The organism is Enterobacter sp. ECC-249, from assembly GCF_043965265.1.
In the GTDB taxonomy this organism is placed as follows: domain Bacteria; phylum Pseudomonadota; class Gammaproteobacteria; order Enterobacterales; family Enterobacteriaceae; genus Enterobacter; species Enterobacter quasiroggenkampii.
In genome coordinates this window covers 4,116,683-4,140,605 of sequence record NZ_CP143660.1, presented here as the reverse complement: position 1 = coordinate 4,140,605, position 23,923 = coordinate 4,116,683, and the positions used below count along the sequence as shown (strand labels likewise).

Genomic DNA, 23,923 nt, shown 5'->3' with positions numbered 1-23,923 from the left:
CTACGGAAGTGCCCGGTTATCGTAGGCCGGGTAAGGCGTAGCCGCCACCCGGCAACCCGCGCGCAGGACTAGTGCGCGCCACCGCCGCCGCTACCGGCGCCAAACGGTGGTTTAGCAAACCACACCAGCCCCAGCAGGATGATAAAGATCCCCGCCGATACCCAGAAAATCTCGTTGGCCGAGATAATCAGCCCCTGATTGGTGATCTGCTGGGCAATCCACCCTGACGCCTGCTGCTCCGTCATCCCCATTCCCTGAAGCTGGTTGTACATCTCCCGGGAGTTCGGGTTGAACGGGTTCACCGCTTCGGTCAGCTGGGCATGGTGCATCGATTCACGGTTCGTCCACAGGGTGGTAGTGATCGACGTACCAATCGAGCCCGCCAGCGTTCGCGTAAAGTTCGACAGGCTAGATGCCGCCGCCATGCGCTCAGGCGGTAAACCGGAAAGCGTGATGGTGGTCAGTGGCATAAAGAAACACGCCACGGCAAAGCCCTGAATAAACTGCGGCCACGCGGACGCGCCAAAGTCCATTCCCGGTTCGAACGTATACGCGCGCCAGTAGAAGCACACGGCGTACATGATAAAGCTGAACGTCACCAGCCTGCGCATGTCGAGCTTGTGGGCGAAACGGCCAATAATAGGCGACAGCAGAACCGGAATCAATCCAACCGGCGCCGAGGCTAAACCTGCCCAGGTTGCGGTATAGCCGTATACCTCCTGCAGCAGCTGCGGCAGCAGTACAATCGCGCCGAAGTAGAGCATGTAGGCGAGACTGATACACAGACAGCCTATGGTGAAGTTTCGCGACTTAAACAGCGACAGGTCGACTATCGGGTTATCGTCCGTCAGCTCCCAGACAATCAGGAAGCTCAGCGACACCACCGCGACAATCGTCAGGATGATGATCTCCCGGGAGTTGAACCAGTCCAGCTCTTTGCCCTGGTCGAGCATGACCTGCAGGCTACCGATGCCAACAACCAGCAATGCCAGACCAATGGCGTCGATACGCCGCTGTTCCGTCCGGGTTTCTCTACCGCGCAGCGACTGGAGCGTCATCATTACCACGACGGCGCCAATCGGTACGTTGATAAAGAAGATCCAGCCCCAGTGATAGTTATCGCTGATGTAGCCACCGAGAATCGGTCCGCAAATCGGGGCGACAATCACGGTCATTGACCACAGCGCCAGCGCAATCGAGCGCTTGGCGGGCGGGTAGTTGTTCAGCAGTAAACTCTGCGACAGCGGAATCAACGGCCCGGCGACAATCCCCTGAATAACGCGGAAGAAGATCAGCATCGTCAGGCTGCTGGACATGCCGCACGCCCAGGAGGCAAGCACGAACAATACCGTCGACCAGAGGAACAGCTTCACCTCACCGACGCGCTTTGCCAGCCAGCCGGTAATCGGAATGGAGATGGCATTTGCCACCCCAAACGAGGTAATGACCCAGGTCCCCTGGCTCAGCGACGAGCCAAGGTTACCGGCGATGGTCGGGATCGCCACGTTCGCGATGGTGGAGTCCAGCACCTGCATGAATGTCGCAAGAGAGAGCGCGATGGTCATAATGACCAGCTGCGCCCCTTCCAGCGGTTTTTGCGGCTTTTGCTGTTGCATAACGCTCACCTTCGGATTAACCGGCGTTTGCCTTCACGATGTCATCGATCAGCTTGTTGACCGGATCGAGGCTAATTTCACGGGCGTTACTTTCATAAGCCGGGCTGCTACGCACCTGGCTTGCGAGGATCTGACCGTCGCGGTTGGCGGTGTCAACCGTCACCAGCGTAGAGAGGCCGATACGCAGCGGGTGATCCGCCAGCTGTTTAGCATCCAGCTCAATACGCACGGGCAGACGCTGAACCACTTTGATCCAGTTACCGGTGGCGTTCTGCGCAGGCAGCAGGGAGAAGGCGCTGCCGGTCCCCATATCCAGGCCGACAACTTTACCGGTGTACTTCACGTCATCGCCGTAAATGTCGCTGACAACCGTCGCGGTCTGGCCGATACGCATATGGGCAAGCTGCGTCTCTTTAAAGTTGGCGTCGACCCACAGGTTGTCTGCCGGCACGACCGCCATCAGCGGCGTGGTTGGGCTAATCTGCGCTCCTGGCTGGACGGAACGACGGGAGACATAGCCGGTCATCGGGCTGACGATTTTGGTACGCTGCAGGGCAAGCCACGCGTTACGGACTTCGGTCGCCGCCTGCTGAACGGCGGGCTGGTTTTCCAGGCTGGTGCCCAGCACCATCGCCTGGTTGGCGTTGTACTGTTGAATGGCCACATCCAGCTGTGCCTGAGCGCTGGCGACGGCGTCGCGGGCGTGCTGCAGCTCTTCACGGCCAATCAGGTTGGCCGTGCCGAGCGGCACGCGGCGGTTCAGATCGCTCTGCGCCTGTGCGAGTGCGGTTTTCTGCACGTCGATGTTAGCCTGCAGCTGCTTGCTGTTGATCATCAGCTGGCGGGTCTGACGGACGCTCGAGGCGAGCGCGGTCTGTGCTTTTTCAAACGCCTGCTGGGCGTCGGTTGGATCGAGGGTCACCAACACATCGCCTTTTTGCACAAAGTCGGTATTGTCAGCCCAGACTTTCGTCACGCTGCCCGACACCTGCGCCATAATTTGTACCTGGTTCCCTGCCACGTACGCGTCGTCAGTCTCTTCAGCATGACGCAGTACTAAAAACCAATAGATCCCATATGCCACGGCAATAATGATAAAGAGCAAGGTCAACAGAAGAAGGGCGCTCTTACGTTTGCCTTTCTTGTTGGCCGGTTGCTGCGGGGTAGTGCTCTCCGCATTTGCGCTCATTGTAGTTCTCCACGATCTTCTTATTTTCACATCGGCTGAGCCGACCTGTTGTCAGAAAGGCCAGCAGTGTGACGTGCTGGCCTGTCGGTTTTCTTATGAATCTGGAATGGTGAGCGTGTCGTCGCGTTAGCGCAGCGCCTCAAGAACGGCGCCGTCTTCATCCATCTGGTCCAGACGGGTGAGCAGCTTGCGAGTGATGTGCTCAAGCTGGTCACGCTCGGCGGTGCTGAGGGCGGACCAGAGTTTGTGCAGGCAATTGTGCTGAGGTGGCAGCACCTCGCGCAGGAACTGGTGACCTTTATCGGTCAGTTGCAGATGCAGGCAGCGGCGATCGTTGTCGCTTTCACGGCGCTCAATCCAGCCACGCTTTTCGAGCTCATCGGCAATTCGGGTCGCATTGGTACGGGAGGAGCCCAGCGCGCAGCTCAGTTCGGAAGGCTGAATGCTGTGATTTTCCTGAGACTCCAGCGTAATCAACGCCATAAACAACGTCTCGTTAATCCCTTGAGCTTTCAGCATTTTATTACGGTTTTCCAGTAGCTTACCCTGCATGTGCATGCACAAACGGGTCAGCAGGATTTCCTGGTACGGGAAGTCCTCATGGCGACTGGCGCGGAATTTAAGCATTTGTTCAATGGGCGTAAACGAACTATCCATTTGGGCATAACCTCATTAATTACAGCCGATATAGTAACGATAGTGACAAATAATGTAAATGAATTATTTGTGCGGTTATATCCGCCAAACTTATGTCACCATCAGAAAGCGCCGGGTAAGTCCGTGACCCGGTGAGCACAGAAAGAGTAGGGTGTGAACCCGCTGAAGAGAGGATGTGAGGACGGGGGTCTGAACTATTCATGCCGATCGTAAATATGTCACCCACATTAAAATTTCTGGGATAAATGATTACGTTTACATTAACAGAGTGAAAGGCCTCTTAACACCCTAAGAGGCCAACGCAATGTAAAACTTAGTGAATTGCATCCTGACGATGGTAGCCGCGCCACCATACTAGCAGGTTAAGGGTGGCGACGATGGCTCCAATCGCACATACCCCAGACCAGCCCGCATGCTGCCACGCCGACGCTGAAATTAGCGAACCCGCAGCGCCGCCAATGAAGTAGCTGGTCATGTATCCGGCCGTCAGGCGGTTACGCGCCTCAGGCTTCACGCGATAGATGACGGTCTGATTGGTGATATGAACGCCCTGTACGGTGAGATCGAGTACCAGGATACCGACGATCAGCGCCAGCACCGAGATGTGTCCGTACCAGATCGCCGCCCAGGAGAGCAGAAGTAAAACCAGCCCTGCGGAGGTGGTCAGGTGGGATTTGCCCTTATCGGCCAGCCCGCCTGCGGGACGCGCGCCCAGTGCGCCTGCGGCACCGGCCAGGCCGAACAGGCCAATCACTCCTTCGGAATAATTGAACGGCGGCGCGGCCAGCAGAAACGCCATCGATGTCCACAGGATGCTGAAGTTAGCGAAGGTAAAGCAGCCCAGCAGGGCGCGGGTACGCAGAAGCTTATCCTGGGTGAACAGGCTGAACACGGAGGCCAACAGCTGAGGGTAGTTCAGGTGATTTTCCTGCTTCACTTTTGGCAGCCCGCGCCACAGCGCCAGAGCCATGATGACCATCAGCACGCTCGCCACCCAGTATACGGTGCGCCAGCCGCCGAGGCTGGCCAGCAGTCCTGCAACGGTACGCGCCAGCAAAATCCCCAGCAGCAGGCCGCTCATGATGGTGCCCACCACCTTGCCGCGTTTTTCCGGGGAGGCGAGGGTAGCGGCGAGCGGGACCAGAATTTGCGCCACCACGGAGAACAGCCCCGTTAGCGCTGTACCGACGATCATCATCGTCAGCGACTGGCTGCTGGCGGTGATCAGCATCCCACCGGCGGCCAGCAGAGTCATGGAGACGATGAGCATTCGGCGTTCAAACATATCGCCGAGCGGCACCAGGAACAGCAGCCCGGCGGCATAGCCCAGCTGGGCGGCGGTGACGATAAATCCTGCGGAGCTGGCGGAGAGATTGAACGCGCGGGCGATGGTGTCGAGAAGAGGCTGCGCGTAATAGTTGCTGGCGACCGCCAGACCCGTTGCCACGGACATTAAAAGGATGAGTGCGGGGCTAAGCCCTTGAGCTGTTTTTGTCATTAGTTTCAGGAATCGTTAGTTAAGTGATTATTTTTCCGGAAACCATAATAGCTAATGATTGTGAATGTTGGGGGATTGTTGGGTGATGGATTGTGCGGTTTAGGTTGGGTGCGGTCTGGTGCCCCCTCACCCCGGCCCTCTCCCCAAAGGGGAGAGGGTTAGGGTTAGGGTGAGGGGTAAGGTTTTGTTTTTACTTCTGCGCCGCAAGCGCCTCTTTCACCCAGCCGTCAAACTGCTGCTGGTGGGCTTTGATCCAGCCGTCCACGTGGCCTTTCACATCCGCTTCGGAGGATTTGCCCGCGTGCATCATCGCGTTCTGGGCGTTGATGTCCGCCAGCGGCAGCTTCATCACCGAGAACAGCTTCGCCGCCGCCGGGTTTTTCTCTGCCCAGGCTTTGTTCGCCACGATATGCATGGTGTTAACCGGGAAGCCGTAGTTCATGCCGTTCGGCAGTTTGGTGTCGATAACTTTCTGCTCGCCCGGCAGGGAGGAGAACGGCACCTGCAGCCACATCACGTCTTTACCCGGCTTCAGCACGTCGCTCACCCAGTACGGCGTCCAGGTGTAGTAGATCACCGGTTTACCCTCTTTGAAGCGGGCAATGGTGTCGGCCATCATCGCTGAATAGTTGCCGTGGCTCACGTCGACCGTTTTCGCCAGATCGAAAGCTTTATTCTGGTGGTTAATCACCGCTTCACAGCCCCAGCCCGGCGAGCAGCCCATCATATCGGCCTTGCCGTCACCGTTGGTGTCGAACAGTTTGGCGATCTTCGGATCTTTCAGCTGTTCAATATTGGTGATGTGATACTTATCGGCGGTTTTCTTGTCGATAAGATAACCCTGCGCCGCGCCCGTCACGAAAGTCCCTTCGCGATAGAATTTCTTGTCGCCACCGGCGGCGGCATACATATCGTCGTGCAGCGGCTGCCAGTTGACGGCGGTAAAGGTGGCGTCACCGGAGGCAATCGAAGTGTAGCCCACGTTGTAATCCACTTCGCTCGGCGTGTTAACCGTGTAGCCGAGCTTCTCCAGCGCGCGGCTGACGATCAGGGTCTGGAAGCTCTCTTCCGAAATGGTGCTCTGCACCGGCTGCACGGTAATGCCTTTGCCCGGCAGGTCAGCCGCGAAGGTGCTGGTGGAGACAAGGGTGGCAAACGCTGTGGCAAAAAGTACGTTATGTCGCATCGTTGTTCCTTATTTTGATTTCGTGAAAGGGCGGGTGAGTAACCCGACAGGGCCGGTGGAATACCAGCGACGGTTGCCGCGACTGCGTGAATCACGACCGACGGCCTGGGTCAGGCGGTCAAGAATTATGGCGAGGATCACAATTCCGACGCCGCCGACGGTGGCCAGCCCCATATCGAGACGGCCAATGCCGCGCAGCACCATCTGGCCCAGACCGCCAACGGCGATCATCGAGGCGATCACCACCATCGACAGGGCCAGCATCAGCGTCTGGTTTACGCCCGCCATGATGGTTGGCATCGCCAGCGGGAGCTGAACCTTAAACAGCATCTGTCGCGGGCTGGCACCGAACGAGCGTGACGCTTCGATCAGGTCCGCAGGCACCTGGTTTATCCCGAGAATGGTCAGACGAATAATCGGCGGCAGGGCAAAGATAATGGTCACCACCACGCCCGGCACGTTGCCGATGCCGAACAACATCACAATCGGCACCAGATAGACGAATGCCGGTGTGGTCTGCATCGCATCCAGCAGCGGGCGAATAATCTTCGCCGCCCGCGGACTGCGCGCCAGCCAGATCCCCATCGGCAGGCCGATAACGATGCAGAAGAGCAGGGCGGTCAGCACCAGCGCCAGGGTGATCATCGCCTGCGACCAGGCCCCAATCGCGCCGATGGCGATCAGGGAGATCAGCGTAGCGATCCCCATCCCGACGCTACCAAACTGCCAGGCAATCAGGGAGAACAGGATAATGGCGACCGGTGCCGGCATGCCCAGCATCAGCTGCTGGAAGCCGTTCAGGATGTAATCCACCGGGACGCGGATCCCCTGAAAGACCGGACGGAAGTGCGTGACCACCCAGTCGATCCCCTCCGTGACCCAGCTGTCCAGCGGGATCAGCGTTTTATGGAACGGATCCATAATATTGAAGTGCTCTGGCGCAGGCGCGGGTGCGCTATTGAGCCAGTCTGCCGCGCCGCCGCCGTCGGCGGGTGCTGGCGTGGAACCCCACGCGTCGGCGGATTGTGCAGCGTTGTCCGCTGCTTCAGTGGTGCCCCACGGGTTTGATTGATCAGCCATTGTTTGCCCCCTCGCGATCTAAAGCCTGCAGCAGCATCCGTTTTGAGATGATGCCGACGTACTGTTGTTCCTCACCCACGACCGGCACGGCGCACGGCGCCTGGCCCACGTGAGAGAGCAACTCGCTGAGCGGCGTTTCGGCGTCCACGGCAAGTGGAGCGTCAATTAACGCCGCATCGATTCCCTGGTTCTCAGTAAGTGCCGTTTTCAGGGAGTCGATGGAGACAACGCCAACAAATTTATTGCCGCGTTCAACCAGATAACCGTATTCACGGTCTTCGTCCTGCAGCAGCTTCAGCGCCGAGCGCGGGCCAAAGCCTGGGGTTTTACGAATAATGCCGTTTGGCGTTCGACGGGCAATATCTTTAGCGCTAAAGACCTGGCTAATATCCACGCCGCGGAAGAAGGTGCGCACATAATCATTTGCCGGATTATTGAGAATTTCATCCGGCGTGCCGACCTGCACCACTTCACCGTTTTGCATAATGGCAATACGGTCGCCAATACGCATGGCTTCATCCAGATCGTGGGAAATAAAGACAATCGTTCGCTGATGTTTAGCCTGTAATTTTACCAGCTCATCCTGCATCTCGGTGCGAATTAACGGATCGAGGGCGGAGAAGGCTTCGTCCATTAATAATATGTCTGGATTAATGGCTAATGCGCGGGCTAATCCCACGCGCTGACGCATACCGCCGGAAAGTTCATCCGGGTACGCATGCGCATAATTTTCCAGCCCGACCTGACGCAGTGCATCCAGGGCTTTTTCCTGACGTTCCTGAGCCGGCGTGCCGGCTAATTCCATGCCGAAAGCGGTATTATCCAGCACCGTCATGTGCGGCATCAGCGCGAATGACTGGAACACCATTGCGATCTTCTTTCTGCGCACCTCGCGAAGCTCGGCGTCTGATATTCTGGCGATATCCACGCCGTCAATCAGCACCTGTCCGCGGGTGGGTTCAATCAGGCGATTGAGAAGGCGAACCATAGTGGATTTACCCGAACCGGATAATCCCATGATGACAAAAATCTCGCCTTCTTCAATGGCCAGACTGGCGTCTTTAACGCCAAGCGATAGCCCGGTTTTTTCCAGAATTTGCTCTTTCTTAAGGCCTTGCTCAATATATTTGAATGCGCGCTGCGGATGCTCGCCAAATACTTTATAAAGATTTTTCACTTCTAATTTAATTGCCATGCAATAGAGAGTGTCCTGTTATTTGTTTATGCCGATATGATTACCATGGTAAATTGTTAACGGGCATAACCCTAACATACTGAGAATCTGAGACAACCCTGGGTTTGCTTATGACATGAATTTTCATGGAAGCGAAACGGCTGAATTTCCCATGACTAAAGGGCTGAGCGTGATCTGAATTTTTCTCAATTTTTTGCTGCTGCATCGGGAAATTTCGCCTGAAATGGAATGATTCAGGCGAATATGACGTGGAAATTACAGTGTAGTTGCTTTGTAAATATTAGAGAGGAAATTGTTGGGTTTATATTAAATTAACGAACGTTAACGTTCATTAAAAATCCCAGTCTTCATCCTCGGTTTCTACCGCTTTGCCCATTACGTACGATGAGCCCGATCCCGAGAAGAAATCGTGGTTTTCGTCGGCGTTGGGCGACAGCGCGGCCAGAATCGCCGGGTTCACCTCCGCCATCTCCGGCGGGAAAAGCGCCTCATAACCCAGGTTCATCAGCGCCTTGTTGGCGTTGTAGCAGAGGAAGGCCTTCACGTCTTCCTCCCAGCCGGTGCCGGCGTAGAGTTCCTCGGTATAGCTCAGCTCGTTGTCGTACAGATCCATCAGCAAATCGAGCGCAAAGCCTTTAAGCTCCTCGCGCTTTGCCTCGCTGACTTTCTCCAGCCCTTTCTGATACTTATAGCCGATATAATACCCGTGCACCGCTTCATCACGAATGATGAGCCGAATCAAATCGGCGGTGTTTGTGAGCTTGCCCCGGCTCGACCAGTACATGGGCAGCCAGAAGCCGGAATAGAAGAGGAAGGATTCCAGGAACACGCTGGCGATCTTCTTCTTCAGCGGCTCGTCGGCGCGGTAATATTCCAGAACCAGCTCCGCCTTTCTCTGTAATGACTCGCTCTCCTCGCTCCAGGCGTAGGCTGCGTCCACGTCTTTGGTCTGGCACAGGGTGGAGAAAATCGAGCTGTAGGAGCGGGCGTGCACCGCCTCCATAAAGCTGATGTTCGACATTACCGCCTCTTCGTGCGGCGTCAGCGCGTCGCTCATCAGCGCCGGTGCGCCGACGGTATTCTGAATGGTGTCGAGCAGCGTCAGGCCGGTAAAGACGCGGATCGTCAGCTGCTGCTCGGCGTGGCTCAGCGTTTGCCAGGCCGGAATATCGTTGGAGAGCGGGACCTTTTCCGGCAGCCAGAAGTTGCTGGTCAGGCGGTTCCACACCTCCAGGTCTTTGTCGTCCTGGATTTTGTTCCAGTTAACGGCACTCACGCGTGACAGTTTCATCCTTTCTCCTTACAGCGCGCAGGACACGCAGCCTTCAATTTCGGTGCCTTCCAGCGCAAGCTGGCGCAGGCGAATGTAGTAGAGCGTCTTGATACCTTTCTTCCAGGCGTAGATCTGCGCTCTGTTGATGTCCCGCGTGGTGGCGGTATCCGGGAAGAACAGCGTCAGCGAGAGTCCCTGATCCACGTGTTTTGTCGCCTCCGCGTAGGTATCAATGATTTTTTCCGGGCCGATCTCGTATGCGTCCTGATAGAGCGCCAGGTTCTCATTGGTCATAAACGGGGCAGGGTAGTAAACGCGCCCGGTTTTGCCTTCCTTACGAATCTCAATTTTCGACACGATCGGGTGAATGCTCGACGTAGCGTGGTTGATGTAGGAGATCGAGCCGGTTGGCGGCACGGCCTGCAGATTCTGGTTGTAGATGCCGTAGCGCATCACGTCATCACGCAATTGCAGCCACATCTCGCGCGTCGGCAACACGATCCCGACGCGGGCAAACAGTTCGCGCACTTTTTCGGTTTTCGGCTGCCAGTCGCCTTCCAGGTACTGGCTGAAATATTCCCCGCTGGCGTAGCGGGACCGCTCAAAGCCCGCGAACCGCTGGTTGCGCTCGCGCGCCAGCATCATCGAGGTGTGCAGCGCGTGCCAGGTAATCGTGTAGAAATAGAGGTTGGTGAAGTCCAGCCCTTCCGGACTGCCGTAGGCGATGCCCTCCCGCGCCAGATAGCCGTGGAGGTTCATCTGCCCCAGCCCGATGGCGTGCGACGCGGCGTTGCCCGCTTCAATAGACGGCACGCTGCGGATGTGGCTCATGTCCGACACCGCAGTCAGCCCGCGAATGGCGGTCTCCACCGTACGGCCAAAGTCGGGGGAATCCATAGTGTGGGCAATATTCAGCGAGCCGAGGTTGCAGGAGATATCCTTCCCGATGTCGGCGTAATCCAGGTTCTCGTCGTAGGCTGACGCGCTGTTGACCTGCAAAATCTCCGAGCACAGATTGCTCATGTTTATGCGCCCGGCAATCGGGTTCGCGCGGTTCACCGTATCTTCGTACATGATGTACGGATACCCGGACTCAAACTGAATTTCGGCAAGCGTCTGGAAGAAATCGCGGGCGTTGATGTATTTTTTGCGAATGCGCTCGTCGGCTACCAGCGCGTCATAAAGTTCGCTGATGGCCACGTCGCCAAAGGCTTTGCCATAGATTCGCTCAACGTCATACGGCGAGAATAGCGCCATCTCGGCATTCTCTTTGGCCAGTTTAAAAGTGATATCCGGGATCACCACGCCGAGCGACAGGGTTTTGATACGGATTTTTTCGTCGGCGTTTTCGCGCTTGGTATCGAGAAAACGCAGAATGTCCGGATGGTGCGCGTGCAGATAAACCGCGCCCGCGCCCTGGCGCGCGCCAAGCTGGTTGGCGTACGAGAAGGCATCTTCCAGCATCTTCATCACCGGGATCACGCCGGAGGACTGGTTTTCGATGCGCTTGATCGGCGCGCCCGCTTCGCGCAGGTTAGAGAGCAAAAACGCCACGCCGCCGCCGCGTTTGGAAAGCTGCAGCGCCGAGTTCACCGCCCGGCCAATCGACTCCATATTGTCTTCGATACGCAGCAGGAAGCAGGAAACCAGCTCGCCGCGCTGGGCTTTGCCGCAGTTGAGGAAGGTTGGCGTGGCGGGCTGGAAGCGTCCGGAGAGGATCTCATCGGTGAGCTGCACCGCCAGCGCTTCATCGCCCTGCGCCAGCGTCAGCGCGACCATCACCACGCGATCTTCAAAGCTTTCTAAGTAGCGTTTGCCGTCAAAGGTCTTCAGGGTGTAGCTGGTGTAGTACTTCCAGGCACCGAGAAACGTCTGGAAACGAAAACCGCTGGCGTGGGCGCGTTCAAACAGCGTCACCACAAAGGCGCGGTCGTAGCGGGTGAGGACGCGCGCGTCGTAGTAGCCCTCGTTAATCAGACAGTCGAGACGTTCATCCTGGCTCGTAAAGGTCACACTGTTGGGCCGCACGTGGGCGGCAAAAAAGGCGTCCACCGCCTCACGATCTTTATCGAACTGGATGCGCCCCTCCCGATCGTAGAGGTTAAGCATCGCGTTTAATGCGTGGTAATCCGGCGTCGCCTGAATCACCCGTTCTGCGGTTGTCGTTGCCAAAATTCGTTCACTCCTTTACGCACGTTTTCGACGTCCTGCTGTGTCCCCATCAGCTCAAAACGATAGAGATACGGCACGCCGCATTTTTGAGAGATGACATCCCCGGCGCGGCCAAAGGCGTCGCCGAAATTGCGATTCCCCGCCGCGATAACGCCGCGGATGAGCCCGCGGTTATGGGGATCGTTGAGAAAGCGGATCACCTGACGGGGCACTGCTCCCGCTGTCCCGCCTCCGCCATAGCTGGGCACCACCAGAATGTACGGTTCCTCTACCCGGATCCGCTCCCGCTCGTTAAGCGGAATGCGCACCGCAGGCAGCCCGACGCGCTCAATAAAACGGAGCGTGTTTTCCGAGCTGCTGGAGAAGAACACCAGTCTGCTCATGCCCGTGCGGCCTGCGCGGCGATGCGGTTGATCATGTCCGGGCGGAAGCCAGACCAGCTGGTCTCCCCGGCCACCACCACCGGAAGCTGACGGAAACCCTGCGCGCGAAGGGTATCGGCGGCCTCGGGCTGCTGGTCAATATTCACCATCTCAAACGCCACGCCGCGGCTTTCCATCGCCCGTTTGGTCGCGTGGCACTGAACACAATCGTTACGAGTGTAAATAATAATGCTCATGATTCGTATTTCCATTTAAAATGAGGAAGCGGCGCGAATCATCGCGTCAGGTTGTATGTATCTTGCTAAAGGAAATACTAGATGTAGTTGTCTTAAGTTTCAACCATACAAGATATGGGAAATTCAGATTGATGTTGTCCCGATGATGAGCTCAGCGGGGCAGGGCAGGCTATACGGGTTTTACAGGCGAGAAGGCAAAGAAAAGCCCCGGCAGCCACTGACAACCGGGGCAGAAAATGGTGCGCGATCGGGTTATTTACGCAGGCTAAGCAGAGCGCCCACAAAGATACCGACCGCCGCTACCGTGCCGAGCGTACAGAGCGGTTTTTCGCGCACGAAGGTCGTTGCGCAGCTGACCGCATCGCAGGCAGCCTGTGTCGTACGCGTGCGGCCGTTTAAGCGTGCGCGGGTTTCACGGAGCAGAGACTGAGCCTTACGCTTTGCGGCATCCGCTTCGTCCTTCGCGTCACTTCCCCAGGACTTCAGCACCTCTTCCAGCGTGTCCGCTAATTGGCTGACATCATTACGAATATCCTGAGCGTCGTCGTTAATATCGTTTCGGTTCGGTCTGTTAAACATACGATCCTCCGTAATTTTGTGTTCCCGTTCAGTTTAGTTCAGAAATTTAATATCGGAAGCGCATCACGCGTTATCCGGCAGTTTATGGACTATTCTGAAAGCCCTGCTATTGCTGAATACTGTAAGGTTGCCGGGCAGGAAAAGATAACGAGGAAAAGATATGTATTTACGACCTGACGAGGTGGCACGCGTTCTTGAAAAAGAGGGATTCACCATGGATGAGGTGACGCCAAAAGCGTATGGATATCGCCGTGGCGAGAATTATGTTTACGTTAATCGTGAAGCAAGAATGGGACGTACCGCTCTCATTATTCACCCGACGCTGAAAGACAGAAGTCTGTCATTTGCTGAGCCTGCCTCGGATATTAAAACCTGCGATCATTATCAGCAATTTCCGCTCTATTTAGGCGGTGAACGGCATGAGCATTATGGTATTCCGCATGGTTTCAGCTCGCGTATGGCGCTGGAGCGGTTTTTGAAGGGACTGTTTGGCGACGTACAGTAAATTCGCGACTGGCTTTCGCCAGTCGCTTCACTTCACGCTTTAGCCTGGCTGTACTGGCTGACCTTAAACAGGCGGCGGCAGTAGTCGAGGAAATAGCCGTATACCGCACCCATCAGCATTGAAATCACAATATTCGAACTGACGGCCGCAGCGATCTGGTGCCAGTCTGCACCGACTGTCAGGAGAATGGCCACGTAAACCGGCGACTGGAACGTCACATAAGCCAGAACGTCTGCCAGGTTTTTCACCCAGCCTGCGGGACTGATTCGACGCGCGAAACGCATTACCGCATCGCGGTATAACCCGTAAGGCCATGCAATAATAATATTGACCGGGATCGCCACCAGACGAGAAGAAAGTGACTGCTCGAAGGACATTCCGGAGAGGAATATTTCGATCAGCATGTTCACGACGGAACAGTAAACAACCATCGCGAAAGTATCCGCCACCGCGTGGCGCAGGCGAGATTGCGGCGAGAACATGTCTGAACTCCTTGAGAAGAACACAAAAGAAACGATTTTCCTTCAGCGCTTAGTGCTTTAGGTTGGTTTGTCTGACGTGTATAGCGTATATCTCTGAGTTTGAACTAACAACTAGTGATTAATTTTTATTTAATCGCCTTTTGTCCACAAAATTCTCTAAATTTGTTCGTTTTTTGTCCCGATCGTTATAATCTGTCTTGTTTGCTTTTTTTTCTATTAAAATCAATATGTTGATTTTGTTGGTGGCGCGGATGACGAATGCTCCTCCTGGCAGCGGCACAGTATGCTGAGATTTGAAGTAAAGTTGACCATTTATATTAATGCGGTGATTCGATACCTCTGTTTCCCTGCAGCGCCGTGCGTTATTATTCGAAATGAGATCTTAATATATTTACACTGATGCCCATACGGATCCTTGGGTAGATATTTCAACTCAAATGAATTATTCTGTCGGCGATTTATCTATTTACCCCAAAGAAAAGGTTTTCAAATAATATGTCTTTGACGTTACAGAATCTTAATAATATCCGAACCCTGCGCGCCATGGCGCGTGAATTATCCCTGGACGTTCTTGAGGAAATGCTGGAAAAGGTCAGGGTCGTTACTGAAGAGAAACGCAGCGAGCTGACGGAATTAGAGCAGCAGCGTGCTGAGCAGCAGGAAAAAATTAATGCCCTGCTGGAGCTGATGAAAGCCGATGGTATTTCACCGACTGACCTGCTGGGTTCTGAACTGGCGCAGGCGGGTAAGCCAGCGAAAAAGCGTAAGCCGCGTGAAGCAAAATATCGCTTTATTGACCAGAACGGTGAAGAGAAAACGTGGACCGGTCAGGGCCGCACGCCTAAGCCTATTGCCAACGCGCTGGCAAACGGTAAATCACTGGATGATTTTCTGATCTAATGCATGGACCGGGCGGAACATGCCGCCCGGTTATCTGTTCAGCAGACGCCGAAATCACCTTCTTCGGTATACGGCGCCACATCGGCGGCTTTCAGCGTATATTTCTCACCTTGCTCATTGCTGGCCTGGACCGCCACAATGCTGTCACCGTTCACTTCGAGTACTTTCAGTTTCGGGCCGCCTTTACGCGGTTGCACATAATCACCGACAGAAAACATATTACCTCCTCATCGTTTTAGCGATCTTCACATTAGCCCACGCATGACGCCGGGTACAGCGTATTTCACTGATTACTGCTTATGAGGTACGCCGGTTCCATGGCATCACCTTAAGCAGCCTGGCCATGCCGCAAAAGCCTGTCACACCGGCAAACAGCAGCCCGGCGCCAACAAAACCGCTGAGCAGGAAAAAGCCGCTGGAGACGCTATAGCCCAGCATTACCCCACAGAGAATCAACAGCCCGGCGGCAATTTGCACCTGACGCATCAGCGGGAGAGGCTGGGATTTGTCTTCGACGGTCGGCAGCCCGGCCTGCTTCCAGCCCTGAATTCCCCCTTCGACGACAAATGCCTGAGCGGGAAGGGCAGCCTGCGCCAGACGCTCGGCATTGCCTGAGGTCCGGGCGCCGGACTGGCAGTGAAAAATCACCGTATCGCCCGCCTGCGCGTTAAGACCGCCGGGTAAGGTATCCAGCGGCACGGACCGTGCGGCGGCAATATGCTCGCGGGCGTACTCATCGGCATCACGAATATCAATGAGTTTTGCGCCCTCAGCGATGCGGGCACTGGCCTCGCGCGGCGAAAGAAGGGGAAGTGACATGGCGGCTCCTTACGGGCAATAAAGCTTTTTCAGGGTGCTGATGAGCTGGTGCACCGCATCGTTTTTAATGAAATAGAGAATGCGCTGCGCGTTGCGGGTGCTGTCGATCAGACCTTCCTCACGCATGCGCGCCAGATGCTGCGACGATGCGGAAGGGCTTAGCCCCGTGGCTCGCGCCAGTTCCCCCGCGCTGGTGCCGGGCGCTCCGCACAGGGTGCAGAGGATCAGCAGCCGGCGCGGGTTGCTCATCGCTTTTAAGAGTGTGGCGGCCTGCTCGGCGCTGGCCTGAAGCTGTTCGAGTTCGGTCATGGTAGTTTAGAATTTTCTTAATTAAGATAATGCTAAAGTAATTGTGCGTATTACGCCAGCGTCAAAAGCGTAAAAGAGGGTAAACGCGGGGGTGAGAACTGGCGTAGACAGGTAAACTGGCTATGCTTAGAGATAGTTCTCTTTATTATTTTCAATGGATTAGCTTGCACGGAGTTTTGATATGGGTTTTTGGCGTATTGTTTTTACCATCCTGTTGCCGCCGCTGGGCGTGCTGTTGGGCAAAGGTTTTGGCTGGGCGTTTATTATCAATATTCTTCTGACGCTACTGGGCTACTTCCCCGGTCTTATCCACGCTTTCTGGGTTCAGAGTAAGAGCTAAGCACGCCAGAGTAAGTCGCTGTAGATCCCGGTCAGCACGCCCATAGGGCCAAACTGCTGTTTGATCCAGCGCGTGACCTGGCCGGTCGCGGCATGCTGCGTGGCGAGCAGCATGCGCGAGTCCTGACGCGGGTTATTGATGCGCCGCGTCACCAGTAGCCCGTCTTCCACCGCTTCCCGCGCCATATACTCCGGTAAAAAACCTATCCCTTCGCCCAGAATCTGGCACTGGCATTTGGTATTAAAGTCCGGGACCAGAATCGCCTCCTGACCGTGCAGCAGCCAGCCGACCTTTTTGTTAATGGTGTGCGCGGTATCTTCCACCATGATGTTGGGATACAGGCGCAGCTGACTTTCCGCTATCGGTTCCGGAACGAACGCCAGCGGGTGTGCCGGCGCGATGGCGAACACCCAGCGAATAGCGCCGATCTCGGTGTAGTCAATTCCGCCGCCGTCGAGCAGCGTGTCCGGCGCGCCAATGGCGATATTGGCCTGGTTGTTGATGATGGAGTCCCAGACGCCGTTGTACACCTCGGTGGTGACGGTGATCTGGCAGGTGGGAAACTGCTTTTTCAGCACCTGCAGCAGCCGCGCGGTATGGCGCGGCGTATATAACAGCTGGTTGATACAGATGCGCACCCGCGCCTCGATGCCCTGTGAGATGGTATCAATCCCGCGCTTGATGGCGTGAAAGTCATTAAGCAGGTCGGTGGCTTTGCGGTAAAAGTAAAAGCCGGACTCGGTCAGCTCAATGCTGCGCGTGTTACGCACAAACAGCACCACGTCCAGCCCGGTCTCCATGCGCTTAATGGTGTAGCTGATGGCGGAGGTGGTAACGCCCAGTTCGGCGGCGGCTTTGCTGAAGCTGCCGAAGCGTGCGGCGGTGGTGAAGGCCAGCAGGTTCTCTTCGGTAAAGATGGAATTCATATCACGGCTCCGTCAGACATCAGTTTTGAACATATTTTAACAACGCTGTTACAACGCATTTGAAGCCGATCACAGTTCTGACTCTTTGCGGAAAGCCCTGGTGTATAAGGCTTTATCATGCATAAGCATAATGCGTTTTGATGCGCTAAAAAGCGGTTAAACATAAGAAAAAGGTTGCACAGACGCACGTTTTGACTGAACTATTGAATTTAACTCAACAATGAATTGACTGTCGATGAATCATTTTTAAGCGGATTCTTTTATGACCAGGCTGTTGCTATTCTCAGGTCAACAGAAATAAAAACATCGGGAGTCTGAATATGTCTGCAACTGACCTGGTTACGGAATTTTTGCTGGCGGCAGAAGAGGGAAATAGCGATGCGCTAAAAGCCTGCCTGGAGAAAGGCGTGGATATTAACGCCACTAACCGCCAGAAAAGAACCGCCGTTACGATTGCCAGCCTGAAAAAACATTATGCCTGCGTGGAGTTATTAATTGCCGCCGGAGCGGATATTGATAAACAGGACCAGACCTGCTTTAACCCTTTCCTCATTAGCTGCCTGACGAATGATCTAACCCTCCTGCGGCTGGTATTACCCGCGAACCCGGATCTCGACCGCCTGACGCGTTTTGGCGGCGTGGGCATTACGCCAGCCAGTGAAAAAGGGCACGTGGAGATTGTCCGCGAGCTGCTGGAAAAAACCGATATCAACGTTAACCACACCAACTTTGTCGGCTGGACGCCGCTGCTGGAAGCCATCGTGCTCAACGACGGCGGCGCAAAGCAGCAGGCGATCGTGAAGCTGCTGCTGGATCACGGTGCGAACCCGCATATGACCGATAAATACGGCAAAACCCCGCTCGAACTGGCGCGGGAGAAAGGCTTCACTGAGATTGCTGACCTGCTTCTGGCGGCGGGCGCGTAATGCGATCGGTCAGCCCGCTCCGGCTGGCCGCTAATTAAATAAAGCATTTTTTACCGACGTGCATTTTGCACGTCGGCGGCCCCCTTTTATCCGCGAACAGGTGAAAATAATGCCAACGAAAATCGTGATTAAAAAGAATACGTATTTTGACTCCGTGTCATTAATGTCCGTTTCCACAAAAGCCAATAAATTGCCGGGCGTTGAACAGGCCTTTGTCGCCATGGCAACGGAAATGAATAAGGGCGTATTAAAAAACCTCGGGCTGTTAACGCCGGAATTAAATGAGGCGAAAAACGGCGACCTGATGATCGTCATTAAAGGCGACGCGGCGAATGATGAAACGCTGGCCGCTATTGAAGCGCTGTTCACGCGTAAAGAGAGCGCGGGCTCCCATGAAGCGCGCTACGCGACGATTGCCAGTGCCAAAACCCATCGTCCTGACAGCAACCTTGCGGCGATCTCCGTCAACGGCACCTTCGCCGCCCGCGAAGCGCGCCAGGCGCTGGAAAACGATCTCAACGTGATGCTGTTTTCCGATAACGTGTCGCTCGACGACGAGCTGGCGCTGAAGCAGCTGGCGCATCAGAAAGGGCTGCTGATGATGGGGCCGGACTGCGGCACCGCCATCATCAACGGCGCGGGACTGTGCTTTGCCAACGCGGCGCGCCGCGGCTCGATTGGCATCGTCGGCGCGTCCGGTACTGGCAGCCAGGAACTGAGCGTGCGCATTCACGAATTCGGCGGCGGCGTGTCGCAGCTGATCGGCACCGGCGGGCGCGATCTCAGCGAGAAAATCGGTGGCCTGATGATGCTCGACGCCATCGACATGCTGGAAGCCGACGAGGGTACCCAGGTTATCGCGCTGATCTCCAAGCCGCCGGCTCCTGCCGTGGCAGAAAAGGTGCTGGCCCGCGCCAGAGCCTGCCGCAAGCCGGTGGTTGTTTGCTTCCTCGGGCGCAATGAACCGCCCGCCGATGAGGACGGCCTGCAGTTTGCGCGCGGCACCAAAGAGGCTGCCCTGAAGGCCGTTCTGCTCACCGGCATCAAAAAAGAGTCCCTGGATCTGCATCCGCTCAACTGGCCATTGATTGAAGAGGTGCGGGCCCGCCTGACCCCGCAGCAGAAGTACATTCGCGGCCTGTTCTGCGGCGGCACCCTGTGTGACGAGGCGATGTTTGCGGCGCTGGAGAAGTTCGACGACGTTTACAGCAATATCCAGCCGGATCCCGCTAAACGCCTGCAGGACGTCAGCGTCAGTAAAGCCCACACCTTCCTCGACTTTGGCGATGACGATTTCACCAACGGCAAGCCGCACCCGATGATCGACCCGACCAACCGCATCAGCCGTCTGCTGCAGGAGGCGCGCGATCCGGAAGTGGGCGTCATCGTGATGGACTTCGTTCTGGGCTTCGGCGCGCACGACGATCCGGTCGGCGTGATGATCGAGGCGATCAAAGAGGCGCAGGCCATCGCGAAGGCCGATAACCGTCCCCTTGAGATCCTCGGCTACGTGCTCGGCACCGATCGGGATCCGCAGTCGCTGACGCAGCAGTGCCAGATGCTGACCGATGCAGGCGTCATCTGGGCAAGCAGCAGCACCAATACCGGATTACTGGCACGCGAATTTGTCTGCAAAGGGGAGAAAGCATAATGACGACTTTATTCAACCAGCCGCTGAACGTCATTAACGTCGGTATTGCGATGTTCAGCGACGATCTTAAAAGGCAGCACGTTCCCGTGACCCAGCTCGACTGGACGCCACCGGGGCAGGGCAATATGCAGGTGGTGGAAGCGCTGGATCAGCTGGCGGAAAAACCGCTGGCGGAGAAGATCGCCGCCGCCAACCAAATCGCGCTTGAGCGCATTATCCAGTCCCATCCGGTGCTGGTGGGCTATGACCAGGCGATTAACGTCGTGCCGGGGATGACCCGCACCACCATTCTGCACGCTGGTCCGCCTGTCTCCTGGGAAAACATGTGCGGCGCGATGAAGGGTGCGGTCACCGGGGCGCTGGTGTTTGAAGGGCTGGCGAAAGATCTGGACGACGCGGCACGGCTCGCCGCCTCCGGAGATATTACCTTCTCGCCGTGCCACGAGCATGACTGCGTGGGCTCGATGGCGGGCGTCACCTCCGCGTCGATGTTTATGCACATCGTTGAAAACAAAACCTACGGCAACCGCGCGTTCACCAACCTCAGCGAGCAGATGGCGAAGATCCTGCGCATGGGGGCCAACGACCAGAGCGTCATCGACCGCCTGAACTGGATGCGCGACGTGCTCGGCCCGATGCTGCGCGACGCGATGAAGATTATCGGCGAAATCGACCTGCGCCTGATGCTGGCGCAGGCGCTGCACATGGGCGACGAGTGCCACAACCGCAACAACGCGGGCACCACGCTGCTGATCCAGGCGCTGACCCCGGGGCTGATCCAGGCGGGCTATCCGGTGGAGCAGCAGCGCGAGGTATTCGAGTTTGTCGCCAGCAGCGACTACTTCTCCGGCCCGACGTGGATGGCGATGTGTAAGGCCGCGCTGGACGCCGCCCACGGCATTGAGTACAGCACCGTCGTCACCACTATGGCGCGCAACGGCTACGAGTTCGGCCTGCGCGTTTCTGGCCTGCCGGGGCAGTGGTTCACCGGCCCGGCGCAGCAGGTGATTGGCCCGATGTTCGCGGGCTATAAGCCGGAGGATTCCGGGCTGGATATAGGCGACAGCGCAATCACCGAAACCTACGGCATCGGTGGCTTTGCGATGGCGACGGCCCCTGCGATCGTCGCCCTGGTGGGCGGGACGGTGGAGGAAGCCATCGACTTCTCCCGTCAGATGCGCGAAATCACCCTCGGCGAAAACCCGAACGTCACCATTCCGCTGCTCTCGTTTATGGGCATTCCGACCGCCATCGACATCACCAGAGTCGCGGGCAGCGGCATTCTGCCGGTGATTAACACCGCCATTGCCCATAAAGATGCGGGCATCGGCATGATTGGGGCGGGCATCGTTCACCCGCCGTTTAGCTGTTTTGAAAAGGCGCTGTTGACCTTCCGCGATCGCTACTTTTTATAAGGCATGCATCCATGAAAAACATGAAACTGGAGTGGAAAAGAGGTGACTGGGCGGCGTATTTCGGGTTGATGACCAACAACCTGACCAATTTGCTGACCATGATGGGGCTGCTCATTTTTGTCGTCGGCATCCCGAAGGAGATTGTTTATGGACGCATTGCGCCAGCCTTTGGGCTGGCGGTGCTGACCGCGAGTATTTGCTACGCCTGGTTTGGCATGCAGATGGCGCGCGCCACCGGACGAACGGACGTCACCGCGCTGCCGTCCGGCCCCAGCGCGCCTTCTATTTTTACCGTGACCTTCCTGGTGCTGATGCCGGTCTATCAGCAAACGGGCGATGCGGAGTTCGCCATCCAGATTGGCCTGGTGTGGTGCTTCGTGGAGGCGATGATCCTCGCGGGCGGTTCGTTCTTAGGCGAAACCATCCGCAAGATGATCCCGCGTACCGTGCTGCTGTCGTGCCTGTCCGGTTTGGGTCTGCTGCTGCTGGCGATGAACCCGATGCTGCAGGCGTTCGAAGCGCCGACCGTGTCGTTTATCGTCCTGCTGCTGATTTTCATCAACTGGTTCGGCAAAAAGCCGATTTTCGCCCGCATCCCGACCGGCCTGCTGCTGCTGATAGCCGGCACGGCACTGGCGTGGATCTCCGGCCTGCAAAGCCCGGAGGCGATCAAAGCCTCCATGTCATCCTTCGGCTTTAACCCGCCGCAGGTGCACGTGGAAGGTTTCCTGCAGGGGCTGCCGCACGCGCTGCCGTATCTTGCCTCTGCCGTACCGCTGGGGCTGGCGAACTACATCTTTGACCTGGAGAACATCGAAAGCGCCCACGCGGCGGGGGATGAATATCCGACGCGTAAAGTCATGCTGGCGAACGGTCTGGCCTCCATGCTCGGCTGCCTGATGGGGAACCCGTTCCCGGTGACGGTTTATGTCGGCCACCCGGGATGGAAAGCGATGGGCGCGAGCATCGGCTACACGCTGGCCTCCGGCGTGACCATGTTCATCGTGCCGCTGTTCGGGCTGGGGGCGTTTATGCTCGCCATCATTCCGATGACCGCCATCGTGCCGATTCTGGTGTTTATCGGCGTCGTCACCGCCAATCAGGTGGTAAGGGAAACGCCGAAGGTGGAAGTGCCCGTGATCTTCATCTGTCTGTTCCCGTGGATCGCCAACTGGGCGTTGACCATGATGAACAGCGTGATGGGGGCGGCGGGCACGAATGCAGCCAAAATCGGTACTGACGTGCTGCACAGCAAAGGGATCTACTACGAAGGATTAGTCCATCTGGGGAACGGCGCACCGCTTGCCAGCATGCTGTGGGGCTGTATCGCCATCTTTGCCATTATCAACAAACCGCTGCGCGGAGCCGTGGCTGCGGCGGGCGGGGCGCTGCTGGCGCTGTTTGGGGTGATCCACGCTCCGGTCGTGGGCTTTGCCGAAGGCAGTTCGCTGATGTTCGTCACCGCGTATCTGATGATGGGCGGCATGTTTGTGGTGAAGCATGTGCTGGACAGACCCCTCACCCCGGCCCTCTCCCCAAAAGGGGAGAGGGTGTAATCGTCCCCTCTCCCCTATGGGGAGAGGGTTAGGGTGAGGGGAAACATACCGCACCATGGAGAAGGAAAACGTATGAAAGAGCTTATGGTTGTCGCCATTGGCGGCAACAGCATTATCAAAGACAACGCCAGCCAGTCGGTTGAACATCAGGCGCAGGCGGTAAAAGCGGTGGCAGAGTCCGTGCTCGAAATGCTGGCTTCCGACTATGACATCGTGCTTACCCACGGCAACGGCCCTCAGGTGGGGCTGGATCTGCGCCGGGCTGAAATCGCCCACGAGCGGGAGGGGCTTCCCCTTACGCCGCTGGCAAACTGCGTGGCGGACACTCAGGGCGGGATTGGCTACCTGATCCAGCAGGCGCTTAACAACCGCCTTGCCGCGCGCGGAGAGCAAAAAGCGGTCACGGTCGTCACGCAGGTGGAGGTGGATAAAAACGATCCCGGCTTTACGCACCCGACGAAACCGATCGGCGCGTTCTTCAGCGAGGCGCAGCGCGACGAACTGCAGCGCGCGCACCCGGACTGGCACTTTGTTGAGGATTCGGGCCGGGGATATCGTCGCGTGGTGGCCTCTCCGCAGCCGCTGCGCATTGTCGAGGCCGATGCGATCAAGACATTGACGCAAAAAGGCTTCGTGGTGATCGGCGCGGGCGGCGGCGGTATTCCCGTGGTGCGTTCGGCGCAGGGCGATTACCAGAGCGTCGACGCGGTAATTGATAAAGATCTCTCCACCGCGCTGCTGGCGCGCGAGATCAGCGCCGACGTGCTGGTGATCACCACCGGCGTGGAGAAGGTGTGCGTCAACTTCGGCAAGCCAAACCAGCTGGCGCTGGACACCGTCAACATAGCGGAGATGACGCGCTACAGGGAAGAAGGTCACTTCCCGGCGGGCAGCATGCTGCCCAAAATCGTCGCCTCGCTGGAATTTTTACACCACGGCGGCAAGCGGGTGATCATCACCTCGCCAGACTGCCTGCCCGCCGCGCTGCGCGGGGAAACCGGTACCCATATTGTGAATGAAGGAAGATGAG

General features: G+C 56.8%; 25 protein-coding genes. 8 read left to right on the top strand and 17 right to left on the bottom strand.

The genetic code is table 11. The features are described 5' to 3' along the window. Positions 1–68: 68 nt before the first annotated feature. From emrB to V1587_RS19585, 12 genes are all read right to left on the bottom strand, one after another. Positions 69–1,616 carry a multidrug efflux MFS transporter permease subunit EmrB gene (emrB, locus tag V1587_RS19640; protein ID WP_371897968.1) on the bottom strand — a complete coding sequence of 516 codons (1,548 nt, stop codon included), beginning with the start codon at positions 1,614–1,616 and terminating at the stop codon, positions 69–71. 16 nt (positions 1,617–1,632) lie between these two features. Beyond that, positions 1,633–2,805 carry a multidrug efflux MFS transporter periplasmic adaptor subunit EmrA gene (gene emrA, locus V1587_RS19635; protein WP_045909303.1) on the bottom strand — a complete coding sequence of 391 codons (1,173 nt, stop codon included), beginning with the start codon at positions 2,803–2,805 and terminating at the stop codon, positions 1,633–1,635. 126 nt (positions 2,806–2,931) lie between these two features. After that, positions 2,932–3,462, bottom strand: a complete 531-nt coding sequence (gene mprA / locus V1587_RS19630) for a transcriptional repressor MprA (protein ID WP_023308933.1) — start codon at positions 3,460–3,462, stop codon at positions 2,932–2,934. Positions 3,463–3,775: 313 nt separating this feature from the next. After that, a complete protein-coding gene (locus V1587_RS19625; RefSeq protein WP_335245983.1) occupies positions 3,776–4,960 on the bottom strand; it encodes an MFS transporter in 1,185 nt (394 codons plus the stop codon). A gap of 190 nt (positions 4,961–5,150) precedes the next feature. Then, positions 5,151–6,146 carry a glycine betaine/L-proline ABC transporter substrate-binding protein ProX gene (gene proX, locus V1587_RS19620; RefSeq protein ID WP_371897969.1) on the bottom strand — a complete coding sequence of 332 codons (996 nt, stop codon included), beginning with the start codon at positions 6,144–6,146 and terminating at the stop codon, positions 5,151–5,153. Between the two features lie 9 nt (positions 6,147–6,155). Beyond that, positions 6,156–7,226, bottom strand: coding sequence for a glycine betaine/L-proline ABC transporter permease ProW (proW, locus tag V1587_RS19615; protein ID WP_371897970.1), 1,071 nt, complete (start codon positions 7,224–7,226; stop codon positions 6,156–6,158). Then, a complete protein-coding gene (gene proV / locus V1587_RS19610; RefSeq protein ID WP_371897971.1) occupies positions 7,219–8,421 on the bottom strand; it encodes a glycine betaine/L-proline ABC transporter ATP-binding protein ProV in 1,203 nt (400 codons plus the stop codon). The genes proW and proV overlap by 8 nt, the downstream gene beginning before the upstream one ends. Before the next feature lie 331 nt (positions 8,422–8,752). Then, positions 8,753–9,712 carry a class 1b ribonucleoside-diphosphate reductase subunit beta gene (gene nrdF, locus V1587_RS19605; RefSeq protein ID WP_214577180.1) on the bottom strand — a complete coding sequence of 320 codons (960 nt, stop codon included), beginning with the start codon at positions 9,710–9,712 and terminating at the stop codon, positions 8,753–8,755. 9 nt (positions 9,713–9,721) lie between these two features. After that, positions 9,722–11,866 (bottom strand): class 1b ribonucleoside-diphosphate reductase subunit alpha, encoded by a 2,145-nt coding sequence (gene nrdE / locus V1587_RS19600; RefSeq protein WP_371897972.1) that lies wholly within the window; start codon positions 11,864–11,866, stop codon positions 9,722–9,724. Continuing rightward, positions 11,839–12,249 carry a class Ib ribonucleoside-diphosphate reductase assembly flavoprotein NrdI gene (gene nrdI, locus V1587_RS19595; protein WP_047650315.1) on the bottom strand — a complete coding sequence of 137 codons (411 nt, stop codon included), beginning with the start codon at positions 12,247–12,249 and terminating at the stop codon, positions 11,839–11,841. The genes nrdE and nrdI overlap by 28 nt, the downstream gene beginning before the upstream one ends. Continuing rightward, positions 12,246–12,485 (bottom strand): glutaredoxin-like protein NrdH, encoded by a 240-nt coding sequence (gene nrdH, locus V1587_RS19590; RefSeq protein ID WP_008502570.1) that lies wholly within the window; start codon positions 12,483–12,485, stop codon positions 12,246–12,248. Before nrdH ends, nrdI begins: the two co-directional genes overlap by 4 nt. Positions 12,486–12,737: 252 nt before the next feature. Beyond that, complete coding sequence (locus V1587_RS19585) at positions 12,738–13,064, bottom strand: DUF883 domain-containing protein (protein WP_008502569.1); 327 nt, start codon at positions 13,062–13,064, stop codon at positions 12,738–12,740. A 160-nt stretch (positions 13,065–13,224) separates the two neighbouring features. Here V1587_RS19585 and V1587_RS19580 point away from each other — a divergent pair, with 160 nt between their 5' ends. Beyond that, the gene (locus V1587_RS19580) at positions 13,225–13,569 is read left to right on the top strand and encodes a DUF2002 family protein (RefSeq protein WP_023308923.1); all 345 of its coding nucleotides are present in this window, start codon (positions 13,225–13,227) and stop codon (positions 13,567–13,569) included. 32 nt (positions 13,570–13,601) lie between these two features. Here the strand turns inward: V1587_RS19580 and alaE are convergent, their stop codons facing one another. Beyond that, positions 13,602–14,051: an L-alanine exporter AlaE gene (alaE, locus tag V1587_RS19575; RefSeq protein ID WP_008502567.1), complete on the bottom strand. Its 450-nt coding sequence runs from the start codon at positions 14,049–14,051 to the stop codon at positions 13,602–13,604. 495 nt (positions 14,052–14,546) lie between these two features. On the opposite strand from alaE, the gene stpA reads away from it, so the two are divergent. After that, positions 14,547–14,951 (top strand): DNA-binding protein StpA, encoded by a 405-nt coding sequence (gene stpA, locus V1587_RS19570; RefSeq protein WP_371897974.1) that lies wholly within the window; start codon positions 14,547–14,549, stop codon positions 14,949–14,951. A gap of 38 nt (positions 14,952–14,989) precedes the next feature. On the opposite strand, the gene V1587_RS19565 is transcribed toward stpA, so the two are convergent. The 3 genes from V1587_RS19565 to V1587_RS19555 form a co-directional block, all read right to left on the bottom strand. Then, complete coding sequence (locus V1587_RS19565; protein WP_023308920.1) at positions 14,990–15,169, bottom strand: hypothetical protein; 180 nt, start codon at positions 15,167–15,169, stop codon at positions 14,990–14,992. Positions 15,170–15,248: 79 nt separating this feature from the next. Further along, positions 15,249–15,770, bottom strand: a complete 522-nt coding sequence (locus tag V1587_RS19560) for a rhodanese family protein (RefSeq protein ID WP_371897975.1) — start codon at positions 15,768–15,770, stop codon at positions 15,249–15,251. 9 nt (positions 15,771–15,779) lie between these two features. Then, positions 15,780–16,079 (bottom strand): ArsR/SmtB family transcription factor, encoded by a 300-nt coding sequence (locus V1587_RS19555; protein ID WP_371897976.1) that lies wholly within the window; start codon positions 16,077–16,079, stop codon positions 15,780–15,782. A gap of 181 nt (positions 16,080–16,260) precedes the next feature. Between V1587_RS19555 and V1587_RS19550 the strand changes: the two genes are divergently transcribed. Next, on the top strand, positions 16,261–16,419 hold the full coding sequence (locus V1587_RS19550) for a YqaE/Pmp3 family membrane protein (protein ID WP_045286357.1): 159 nt from the start codon (positions 16,261–16,263) through the stop codon (positions 16,417–16,419). On the opposite strand, the gene V1587_RS19545 is transcribed toward V1587_RS19550, so the two are convergent. Continuing rightward, positions 16,416–17,345 carry a LysR substrate-binding domain-containing protein gene (locus V1587_RS19545; protein WP_371897978.1) on the bottom strand — a complete coding sequence of 310 codons (930 nt, stop codon included), beginning with the start codon at positions 17,343–17,345 and terminating at the stop codon, positions 16,416–16,418. The genes V1587_RS19550 and V1587_RS19545 overlap by 4 nt on opposite strands. 320 nt (positions 17,346–17,665) lie before the next feature. Here V1587_RS19545 and V1587_RS19540 point away from each other — a divergent pair, with 320 nt between their 5' ends. From V1587_RS19540 to V1587_RS19520, 5 genes are all read left to right on the top strand, one after another. Further along, a complete protein-coding gene (locus V1587_RS19540; protein WP_371897979.1) occupies positions 17,666–18,271 on the top strand; it encodes an ankyrin repeat domain-containing protein in 606 nt (201 codons plus the stop codon). A gap of 109 nt (positions 18,272–18,380) precedes the next feature. Then, positions 18,381–19,922: an acyl-CoA synthetase FdrA gene (gene fdrA, locus V1587_RS19535; protein WP_371897980.1), complete on the top strand. Its 1,542-nt coding sequence runs from the start codon at positions 18,381–18,383 to the stop codon at positions 19,920–19,922. Then, positions 19,922–21,337 carry a DUF1116 domain-containing protein gene (locus tag V1587_RS19530; protein WP_371897981.1) on the top strand — a complete coding sequence of 472 codons (1,416 nt, stop codon included), beginning with the start codon at positions 19,922–19,924 and terminating at the stop codon, positions 21,335–21,337. The genes fdrA and V1587_RS19530 overlap by 1 nt, the downstream gene beginning before the upstream one ends. Before the next feature lie 11 nt (positions 21,338–21,348). Beyond that, positions 21,349–22,893: a xanthine permease gene (locus tag V1587_RS19525; RefSeq protein ID WP_371897982.1), complete on the top strand. Its 1,545-nt coding sequence runs from the start codon at positions 21,349–21,351 to the stop codon at positions 22,891–22,893. A 72-nt stretch (positions 22,894–22,965) separates the two neighbouring features. Further along, positions 22,966–23,922, top strand: coding sequence for a carbamate kinase family protein (locus V1587_RS19520; RefSeq protein WP_371897983.1), 957 nt, complete (start codon positions 22,966–22,968; stop codon positions 23,920–23,922). Position 23,923 lies beyond the last annotated feature (1 nt).